Genomic DNA, 9,534 nt, shown 5'->3' with positions numbered 1-9,534 from the left:
CGCAGAGCTGCGCGGTCCCGCAAAGCCAGCGTGAGGCTGAGCGCTTTCGTGAAGCGGCTGTTTGACCTGGTGCTTAGTGTGCCGGCTGCGCTTCTGCTGCTGCCAGTTATGGCGGCTGTAGGTTTGGTGGTGCGGTTGAAGCTAGGGTCACCGGTACTGTTTAAGCAGCAGCGGCCGGGCAAATACGGCAATCCGTTCCATGTGCTGAAGTTCCGTACGATGCGGGACGCGGTCGATCGGAACGGCCAGCCGCTTCCTGACGAGGCACGTATGACGAAGGTTGGCCACTTGCTTCGCAAGCTGAGCCTGGACGAGCTGCCGCAGCTGTTCAATGTTATTCGCGGCGATATGAGCCTCGTTGGACCAAGACCGCTGCTGATGGAATATTTAACGCTGTACACCGAGGAGCAGGCTCGCCGTCATGACGTTCGGCCGGGCATTACCGGCTGGGCGCAGGTGAACGGCCGCAACACGGTGTCGTGGGAAGATAAATTTAAGCTGGATATCGAGTATGTGGTGAAGCAATCACTAGGTTTTGACCTGCGGATTCTGGTCAAGACGGTCGTGAAGGTGTTAAAGAGAGACGGTATTTCCCAGCAGGGGCAAGCAACCGTCCATAAATTTACCGGCAGCCGGGAAATGGGGAATGCGTCATGAATTACCGGGACAGCCTTTACGGCGGGACGGAGCTGGAGCCGCCGGTCCGGCGTCCGCTCATCGTCGTCGGCATTGGCGGCCATGGCCGCGTGCTGATGGATATCGCACGGGTATCGCCTTCCTACCGGCTGGCTGCTGTGCTGGATGACCGGTTCGCGGCGGTGGAGCTGCGCGGCGGGCTGCCTTACGGCCCGATTAGTGAGCTGCACAATTTTCTAGCCGATGAGCCGGAGATGCATGTTGTCATCGGCATCGGCGACAACCGGACGCGCCGTGCTATTGCGGAACGGCTGGCGCTGCCGGAAGCGGCATACGCCGTGCTGGTCCATCCGGCGGCTTGTGTGGCCGAGGATGCCCGGCTTGGTCTTGGCACCGTCGTGATGCCAGGTGCCGTGATCGGTCCTGGCGCTGTAATCGGCGCGCATGCCATAGTGAACTCCGGCGCAGTTGTCGACCATGATGCGATCGTAGGCGCATTCGCCCACGTATCGCCGAATGCGACGATGGCTGGAGCGGCTGTTGCAGAAGAGGGTGCCCATGTTGGCAGCGGTGCGGTGCTTATCCCGAGCGTACGGGTCGGAAGCTGGTCTGTTCTTGGTGCAGGCGGCATTGCTGTCCGCGATGTGCCCGACGGCGTGACCGCTGTCGGCGTGCCGGCGAAAGCGATTCGATGAGTCGTGAATGCCGGAAACGGACGGATAACAAGCTGGAACAAGCAGGTAATTAATATTTAACCCTATATATGGAATGCGAAACGCGCGCTGCCGCCACAATAGCGGCGGACAGCCGTTTACGCCTGCAAACGAAAAGGAGCTGCTTCGACGTGGATCAACGGATATTATTATCCCCCCCTCATATGGGGTCGCTGGAACGCGAATATGTGGAGGAAGCGTTCCGCACCAATTGGATCGCGCCGCTTGGTCCCAATGTGGATCAATTTGAGCGTGAGCTGGCCGAACATGTTGGTTCGCGAGGCGCTGTGGCGCTGTCATCGGGTACAGCGGCTATTCATATGGCGCTTCGGCTGCTCGGAGTGGAAAGAGGCGATCGCGTTTTCGTATCGACGTTGACCTTCATTGCCAGCGTCAACCCGATTCTATATGAAGGCGGCGAGCCGGTATTCATCGACTCCGATCGCGACAGCTGGAATATGTCGCCGGCCGCTTTGCAGCGTGCGTTCGAGGATGCGCAGCGTATCGGCCGTTTGCCAAAAGCGGTCATCGTTGTGAACCTTTACGGCCAAAGCGCCGACATGGATGCGATCAATGAAATTTGCAGCCGCTATGACATTCCGGTCATCGAAGATGCTGCCGAGTCCCTTGGCGCTACTTACAAGGGTCGGGCAAGCGGCACGTTGAGCAAGTTTGGCATTTACTCATTCAACGGCAACAAGATCATTACGACATCCGGAGGCGGCATGCTCGTATCCGACGATCTGGAGGCGCTGGGCAAAGCCCGTTTTTATGCCACGCAGGCGCGGGAGCAGGCGCTGCATTACGAACATACCGAGGTTGGCTTCAACTATCGGATGAGTAATATTTTAGCTGGCGTTGGCCGAGGTCAGCTCAAGGTGCTGGAGGAACGGGTGAATGCCCGCCGCGCCGTATTTGAACGGTATGCGCATGCACTCACGAAATTTGACGGTGTGGAAATGATGCCGGAGGCGGATTTCGGCCGGGCGAACCGCTGGCTGACGACTTTGACGCTTAAGCCCGATGTGACGGGTTTGACGCCAACAGAACTCATCGAACGTTTGTCGAAGGCCAACATCGAAGCGCGTCCGGTATGGAAGCCGATGCATATGCAGCCATTGCTGCAGCAATACGCTTACTACCCGCATCAGGATGGGGAGAGCGTCTCAGAAAGCTTGTTCCAGCAAGGTTTATGCCTGCCTTCCGGCTCCAGTCTTACGATTGCGGAGCAGGATCGGGTCATTGAAGTGATACAAGAAAGCTTATACCAAACGACTAGGAGGATGTCTCATGAAAGTGCGTAAAGCGATTATTCCAGCCGCGGGTCTCGGTACCCGGTTTTTGCCGGCAACGAAAGCCCAACCGAAGGAAATGCTTCCGATTGTAGACAAGCCGACAATTCAATACATCATCGAGGAAGCAATCGCTTCCGGCATCGAGGACATTCTCATCGTCAGCGGCCGCGGCAAGCGGGCAATCGAAGACCATTTTGACAAAACGTTTGAGCTCGAAGACATGCTGGCCAAAAAAGGGAAAACGAAGGAGCTTGACCAGATTCGTCACATTTCCGAAATGGCCAATATCCATTACATCCGGCAAAAAGAGCCAAAAGGTCTCGGCCACGCGATCTGGTGTGCCCGCAGCTTTGTAGGCGACGAGCCTTTTGCGGTGCTGCTTGGCGACGATATCGTGCAATCGGAAGAGCCGTGCCTCAGTCAGCTGATTCGCGTCTATAACCGTTATTCGTCCTCGGTCGTTGGCGTTCAACGCGTGAGCGATGACGATGTGTCCAAATACGGCATCATCGCACCGCGCGGCTCCTCGATTGAGCCTTCAGTATTTTTCCTGGATGGCCTTGTGGAGAAGCCTTCTCGTAAAGCAGCGCCTTCGAATTATGCGATCATGGGCCGTTACGTGCTGACACCGGAAATCTTCGATATTTTGGAGCATCAAGCGCCGGGAGCAGGCAATGAAATTCAATTGACGGACGCGATCAAGAAGCTGAATGATTTGCGTAATGTGCTCGCCTACAACTTTGATGGCGTGCGTTATGATGTCGGCGACAAGTTTGGTTTTATTAAAGCGACGCTCGATTTCGCCCTGCAGCGTGAAGATTTGCAAGCGGATGTGCTCAATTATGTGCAGAACGTCTACGAGAAACATTTTCCCATTCTAAATAAGGTGGCGAAATAGATGAAGAAAATAACAGTAATCGGAACAGGTTATGTCGGGCTCGTATCGGGTGCTTGTTTTGCAGAAATCGGCAACCGGGTTATCTGCTGCGATGTCGATCAGCGCAAAATCGATTTGCTTAACCGGAACGAGATTCCGATCTATGAGCCGGGCCTGCAGGAAATGGTAACCCGCAACAAGGAGCAAGGAAGGCTGCTGTTTACGACCGAGGTCGGCGAGGCGATCGAAGCTTCGGATATCGTATATATTGCGGTAGGCACGCCGATGTCGGAGACAGGTGAAGCGGATATGCGTTACGTCATGTCGGCAGCTCGCAAAATCGGCGAGCATCTAAATGGGCATAAAATCATCGTCAACAAAAGCACCGTGCCTGTCGGAACGGGCGAGCTTGTACGCGAGGTTGTACAGGCGAATAAGAAATATCCGTGGATTGGCTTCGATATCGTCTCTAATCCGGAATTTCTGCGCGAGGGCTCAGCACTTTCTGACTGCATGAACATGGACCGTGCCATTATCGGTTCGGATAATCCGGAGGCGGCTTCCGTTATCGAGGAGCTTCACGCGCCGTTCAAGACGAAAGTGTTCAAGACGGATCTGGAGAGCGCCGAGATGATCAAATACGCGGCCAATACTTTTCTGGCTACGAAAATATCGTTCATTAACGCGATCGCGAACATTTGCGAAAAGGTAGGCGCCGACGTGGAGGACGTAGCGGCAGGTATGGGCTTGGATAGCCGAATCGGCGGAAAATTCTTGCAAGCCGGTATTGGCTATGGCGGCTCTTGCTTCCCTAAGGATACGTATGCTCTGGCTCATATCGCGGATAAAGCGGGCTATGAGTTTGAATTACTGAAATCGGTCATTCGTACGAACCAGAAGCAGCGTTTTGTCATTATGGACAAGCTGCGGGAAGCGCTCGGCGGCTTGGCTGGCAAGCAGGTTGCCGTGCTTGGTCTTGCGTTTAAGCCGAATACGGATGATATGCGGGAAGCGCCTTCGCTGTCCATCATTCCGGAGTTGCTGAAGCTTGGCGCTACGGTGCGGGCGTATGATCCGATTGCAGCGGAAGCGGCTTCGAAGCTGCTTCCAGGCGATGTGCAGTATGCAGCGTCGGCGGAGCAGGCGGTTGCGGGCAGCGATGCTTGCGTTATTTTGACCGAGTGGGCGGATGTCGTATCGATGGATCTGGCTCAAATTCGTGAAAGCATGAAAGTGCCAGTCGTTATCGACGGACGCAACTGCTTTGATACTGCAGAAATGGAGCGTCGCGGCTTTATCTATTACTCCATCGGACGCAGACCGGTCAACCGGCTTCAGGAAGGACGGAAATCGGTCAATTTGTAGCGGGAAACGATCCGGGAGAGGGGGTGAATCATTCGTTGACGGCGCGCGTCGCCGTTTTGGCCGTTAGGCTGGCGACTGGTGAAGTCGTGCTGACGGAGTCTAGCCGGCAGTGCGCGCGCCGCTGAAATCGGATTGATGAACCGTTATAAGTTTTGAGAGGAGAGAAGTCAATGAGAAGGAATTTTCGCGTATTGGCCATGACGCTGATCGTAGCTTTGATGGTGCCGGCGATTGCTGCTAACGCATCCGCTGCATCCAAAGTTTCGTTCGGCGGTCAAACCGCACCTGGGTTTTCTCTGGGTTCCAATTCGAATTCCTCGAATTCGAATAGCTCGTTCAAAGGGTTCGACAACCAGTTGTTGAACAAAATTTTGGACAAGCTCAAATCGGATCTGGAGAAAAACGTAGGAAACGGAAAAGGCAACGGCAACGGAAATGGCAATGGTAATGGCCATGGAAACGGGAACGGCAACAACGGCAATAATGGCAACAATGGCAACAATGGGAACAACGGTAACGGTGGCAACAACGGCAACAACGGCAACAACGGAAACAATGGTAACAACGGCAACAACGGAAACAACGGTAACAATGGCAATAATGGTAACAACGGTAACGGTGGCGCTGCGGAGATCGAGAAGGCGGTTCAGAAGATCTACAATGACACGTCTGCAAAGATGTTCCAATTGCGCAATACTTGCCAAGCTGAGCTGACGGGTTATGCAGTAGAGTTTACGACGCTGACCTCGACTCATGCCAAGACTGAATTGTACAAAGTTGCGACTTCCGCATTTAGCGGCTGCACGGGACAATATGCCACTGTCTTCAACGCAGCAGGCAATTCAATTGCAGAAGCCGGCGGCAATCCAGTAATCCTGGAACCAATTCAAACACGTTACGAGCAAGAGATCGTTGCGGGCCGCGCACAGCTTAACGCAATTGTCGGCAAATAATTTATACTTACACAAGCATTTGGCTGCAAAAGGGCCCCGGTATCTGCCGGGGTTCTTTTGGCGTTGATGGCGTTTTTTGGTGTTCCCGCAGGGTCACACCTCCTAACGTTGCACTGGGTGAAAAACTTCGCTATTACGTCGATTATTGCTCTATTTGCAAGCCGTAATCGTTGAAAAAGTAACCTAAGGTCTATTTCTTCACACCAGCGGAAATTGATTTCCGTATAGAGAAAAAACTGCACTTATTGGGTCAAAAAGCCCCGAATTCGCGCAAACTGGCTGAAATTAAAGAAAAAAGGTTAGTTAACAGCGAAAAAAGTTGCATTAGCGGGTTGGAGGTACACGAGCATAATGAGCTAGGGTAGCGATAATGTGGTGTCTGGCAAAAAAACTTCGCTATTACGTCGATTATTGCTCTATTTGCACGCCGTAATCGTTGAAAAAGTAACCTAAGGTCTATTTCTTCACCCCAGCGGAAATTGATTTCCGTATAGAGAAAAACTGCACTTATTGGGGTAAAAAGCCCTGAATTCGCTCAAATAGGCTGAAATTAAAGAAAAAAGGTTAGTTAACAGCGAAAAAAGCTGCATTAGCGGGTTGGAGGTACACGAGCGTAATGAGCTAGGTTAGCGATTACGAAGGTTTAGCCAGCTGCGTGATAGGTGAGCAGAGTTTGCAGCAGGAAAGCTGACAATTCAGCGGGGCGAATAGTTAAACCTGACGGATTAAACCGGTTTTTACGATTTTCACTAGGGAGCAAACTTCACGTTTGCGTTCCGCCCTTACCTCGTGCTTATAGCTGAGTGAAACAATCAAATATGTGATTTTATCGCTCAAAACAAGCAATTAACCAGTAATAATTCCAGCATCAGCCACATATTACTACACCGTATAACAACTATATTTTACGTTATATTATCTCACATAGATAATTAACCAACTAAAGTGAAGCGCATACATACCATAAAGACAACGCTTACAAATTATTATTTTATGTATTGACATTTTTTGAAAGCGGATATATGATTGTTTTCAGTCGAATACGTAAGAAAACATGACGTGTTACCGCAAGGGCATGAGTTATGTAAGCAGCATTATGCTTATATCGCTCATGCCCTTTTTTGCGTGCTCGTAAGAGCCTCGACACGACATGATATCGTTACGGAAATCGATCACATTACGAAAAACAGGATAAAGGGGAGACTTGCGCATGTTGAAAAAAGGACTCATGGTTTGCGCTGTATTGCTGCTCGCTTTGACGGCTGCCTGCGGAGGCGGAAACAGCGGGAATAACGGCAACAAGCCGACGAATGCTCCGGAACCGACGACCGATAATAGCAGCACGACGGAACCTGCTGCTCCAGCCGGATTAAAGGGCAATTTCGAGATTCAATACTTTGTCGGCGGCTATGGCGACGCATGGTGGAAGGAAGTCATCGAAGAATTCCAGAAAGCAAATCCCGATCTGAAAATCAAACAATCCGCTGGACCTGAAATTAACGATCAAATGAAACCGCGCTGGATTCAAGGCAACCCGCCGGATGTCGTATACATCGATGGTAAAGGCTCCAATGAACGTCAAATGATCGACGACGGCCAGCTTCTGGATTTGACGGATTTCCTTGCTTCGGCAACGAACCCGGATGGCGACAAAGTGAGCGACATCCTCATTTCCCAACCGACTGCATATGACGGCGGCAAAAACTTCACACTTCCGCTCGTATTCGGATCATGGGGCATTTTCTACGACAAAGCGCTCTTCAAGGAAAAAGGCTGGGCGGTTCCAACCGACTGGGCTAGCTTCCTGGCTGTAAGCGAACAAATCAAAGGCGCTGGAACCAGCCCGCTCATTCATACAGGCGTATATCCTTACTACATCAACGGCGGTCTGATCGACTCGGCTATGGTGGCAGCGAATGGCGGCGACGGTTCGATTCTGACGAAGCAAGCGGCGCTTGAAGCAGGCAGCTTCTCTTCGGACGCTGTGAAAACCGCACTGAACCAAATCGTCGAGCTGCGCGACAAAGGCTTTATCGACAAAGGCGCGGTATCGCTGAACCATACGGACTCGCAATCGCAATGGCTGCAGCATAAAGCGGCATTCATCCCTAACGGTCTCTGGCTGGAAAATGAAATGAAAAAAGATATTCCTGCCGGCTTTGATTTCGGCTTCATTCCTTCGGTCGCTCAAGCGGCAGGCGCGAACAGCATCGTTATTCCATACACGAATACGATCGCAATCGCGAAGGATGCGAAAAACCCGGATGCAGCAAAAGCATTCCTGCAATTCGTCTTCACGAAGCAGCATGCTGTCCGCTGGGCAGAGCTGACAGGCGCAATCATGAACGTCAAAGCGGATCTCGATTCTTCTTCCGCAGGCAGTGTCGTGAAGGATGCAATGAAGTTCTTTAACTCAGATAAAACAACAGTTGCTCCTGTAGCTGTCCTGAACGCTGATGTTGAGAAAGCGAAACAAGACGCAACGCTGGCTCTGACGGTAGGCAAAATTCAGCCGGAAGAATGGATGAAACGTCTCGAGGACGCAGCGGCAAAAGCTAGAAAATAGCCTGCTAATAATTAACCCGCTAATTATTTTTCGCAATATTTTTTCATCATAACAACCGCCAACCAGACCGCCAACGAGGAAAAGCCGGGCTGCCCGGTCTGATCCTTGCTGGTGGTTCTGGTTTTAAAAAAGTACAAGAGGAGTTGGCCGGCTGGCCGGCTTGAAGGAAGGTGACGGTCTTGTCGCAACGGGCAAAACGCAAGTTTTTCATTGCCGCATTTATTATTCCGACGTTGGTTTTCTTCTGCGTCTTTACGCTTTATCCGATATTTCGCGGCATTTATATTTCATTCTATGACTGGTCTGGAAGCGCGAAAAATATGGATTTCATCGGACTCGATAATTTCCGCGAGCTGTTGAAGGACCCCATTATATGGACCGCTATTAAAAATGACTATTTTCTTGTGGTTGGCAAAGTGATCGGCATTCTGCTTCTGGCGACGCTTTTTGCGATTGCCATTACGAGATTGAATATAAGAGGCTCGTCATTTTATCGGGTGATTTTCTTTATTCCGAACATTATTTCGGTCGTCGTCATCGGGGTTCTGTGGCGCTACGTCTACAATCCGAATATGGGCTTTATTAACTCATTTCTTACTCTATTCAAGGGTGAACAAGTGCAGACGGCATGGCTGGGGCAGGAAAATACAGCGATGTGGTCGCTTCTGTGGCCGTCGATTTGGGCGGGTATCGGCTTCTACATGATTTTGCTGATTGCTGCCATTCTCAGTATTCCGTCGGAGCTGTACGAGGCGGCTGATCTGGACGGCGCTTCGCAAGGCAGACAGTTCTGGAGCGTGACGGTTCCGCTCATCTGGGAGCAAATGAAGGTTAGTATTCTGCATATCGTTATGACGACTTTGAATGGTTCCTTCATTATCGTCTGGATTATGACCGAGGGCGGGCCGGATAATTCAACACAGGTTATGGGCTCCTATCTGTATCAGATGGGCTTCCGTCAATATCATATGGGTTATGCCGCAGCCATTGGCGTCCTCATTCTGATTCTGTCGTTCATTACGACAGTTGTGCTGCAACGCCTGCTTCGCAGGGAAACGATTGAATTGGCCTAATAAGAGTGAAGGTTACTAGGCTTTAAATTGCGAAGCAGGTTTTGCTGAGCTTAACG

The 9,534-nt window shown here is 51.5% G+C and carries 8 protein-coding genes; all 8 read left to right on the top strand.

Annotated elements, in window-relative coordinates; genetic code table 11:
* Positions 1 to 48: 48 nt before the first annotated feature.
* The 8 genes from IEX98_RS29115 (at position 49) to IEX98_RS10520 (ending at position 9,478) form a co-directional block, all read left to right on the top strand.
* Positions 49 to 657: a sugar transferase gene (locus tag IEX98_RS29115; protein WP_268237829.1), complete on the top strand. Its 609-nt coding sequence runs from the start codon at positions 49 to 51 to the stop codon at positions 655 to 657.
* Positions 654 to 1,331, top strand: coding sequence for an acetyltransferase (locus IEX98_RS10550; protein WP_229692084.1), 678 nt, complete (start codon positions 654 to 656; stop codon positions 1,329 to 1,331). Before IEX98_RS29115 ends, IEX98_RS10550 begins: the two co-directional genes overlap by 4 nt.
* Before the next feature lie 182 nt (positions 1,332 to 1,513).
* Positions 1,514 to 2,653 (top strand): DegT/DnrJ/EryC1/StrS family aminotransferase, encoded by a 1,140-nt coding sequence (locus IEX98_RS10545; protein ID WP_308421780.1) that lies wholly within the window; start codon positions 1,514 to 1,516, stop codon positions 2,651 to 2,653.
* Positions 2,640 to 3,542 (top strand): UTP--glucose-1-phosphate uridylyltransferase GalU, encoded by a 903-nt coding sequence (galU, locus tag IEX98_RS10540; RefSeq protein ID WP_042168343.1) that lies wholly within the window; start codon positions 2,640 to 2,642, stop codon positions 3,540 to 3,542. The genes IEX98_RS10545 and galU overlap by 14 nt, the downstream gene beginning before the upstream one ends.
* A complete protein-coding gene (gene tuaD / locus IEX98_RS10535; protein WP_188889005.1) occupies positions 3,543 to 4,886 on the top strand; it encodes a UDP-glucose 6-dehydrogenase TuaD in 1,344 nt (447 codons plus the stop codon). It begins immediately after the preceding gene.
* Between the two features lie 170 nt (positions 4,887 to 5,056).
* Positions 5,057 to 5,839, top strand: coding sequence for a hypothetical protein (locus IEX98_RS10530; RefSeq protein WP_188889002.1), 783 nt, complete (start codon positions 5,057 to 5,059; stop codon positions 5,837 to 5,839).
* 1,210 nt (positions 5,840 to 7,049) lie between these two features.
* Positions 7,050 to 8,405 (top strand): extracellular solute-binding protein, encoded by a 1,356-nt coding sequence (locus IEX98_RS10525; protein WP_229692082.1) that lies wholly within the window; start codon positions 7,050 to 7,052, stop codon positions 8,403 to 8,405.
* Between the two features lie 179 nt (positions 8,406 to 8,584).
* The gene (locus tag IEX98_RS10520; protein WP_188889001.1) at positions 8,585 to 9,478 is read left to right on the top strand and encodes a carbohydrate ABC transporter permease; all 894 of its coding nucleotides are present in this window, start codon (positions 8,585 to 8,587) and stop codon (positions 9,476 to 9,478) included.
* The last annotated feature ends 56 nt before the right edge of the window (positions 9,479 to 9,534 follow it).

Origin of the sequence: Paenibacillus radicis (ex Gao et al. 2016), assembly GCF_014641555.1 — a bacterium.
GTDB lineage: Bacteria > Bacillota > Bacilli > Paenibacillales > Paenibacillaceae > Pristimantibacillus > Pristimantibacillus radicis.
This window is presented reverse-complemented; position numbering and strand designations above follow the sequence as displayed.

Coding starts and splice junctions, on each gene's coding strand:
- IEX98_RS10550 (WP_229692084.1), top strand. CDS start 654: ATGAATTACCGGGACAGCCTTTACGGCGGGACGGAGCTGGAGCCGCCG.
- IEX98_RS10530 (WP_188889002.1), top strand. CDS start 5,057: ATGAGAAGGAATTTTCGCGTATTGGCCATGACGCTGATCGTAGCTTTG.
- IEX98_RS10525 (WP_229692082.1), top strand. CDS start 7,050: ATGTTGAAAAAAGGACTCATGGTTTGCGCTGTATTGCTGCTCGCTTTG.
- IEX98_RS10545 (WP_308421780.1), top strand. CDS start 1,514: ATGGGGTCGCTGGAACGCGAATATGTGGAGGAAGCGTTCCGCACCAAT.
- tuaD (WP_188889005.1), top strand. CDS start 3,543: ATGAAGAAAATAACAGTAATCGGAACAGGTTATGTCGGGCTCGTATCG.
- galU (WP_042168343.1), top strand. CDS start 2,640: ATGAAAGTGCGTAAAGCGATTATTCCAGCCGCGGGTCTCGGTACCCGG.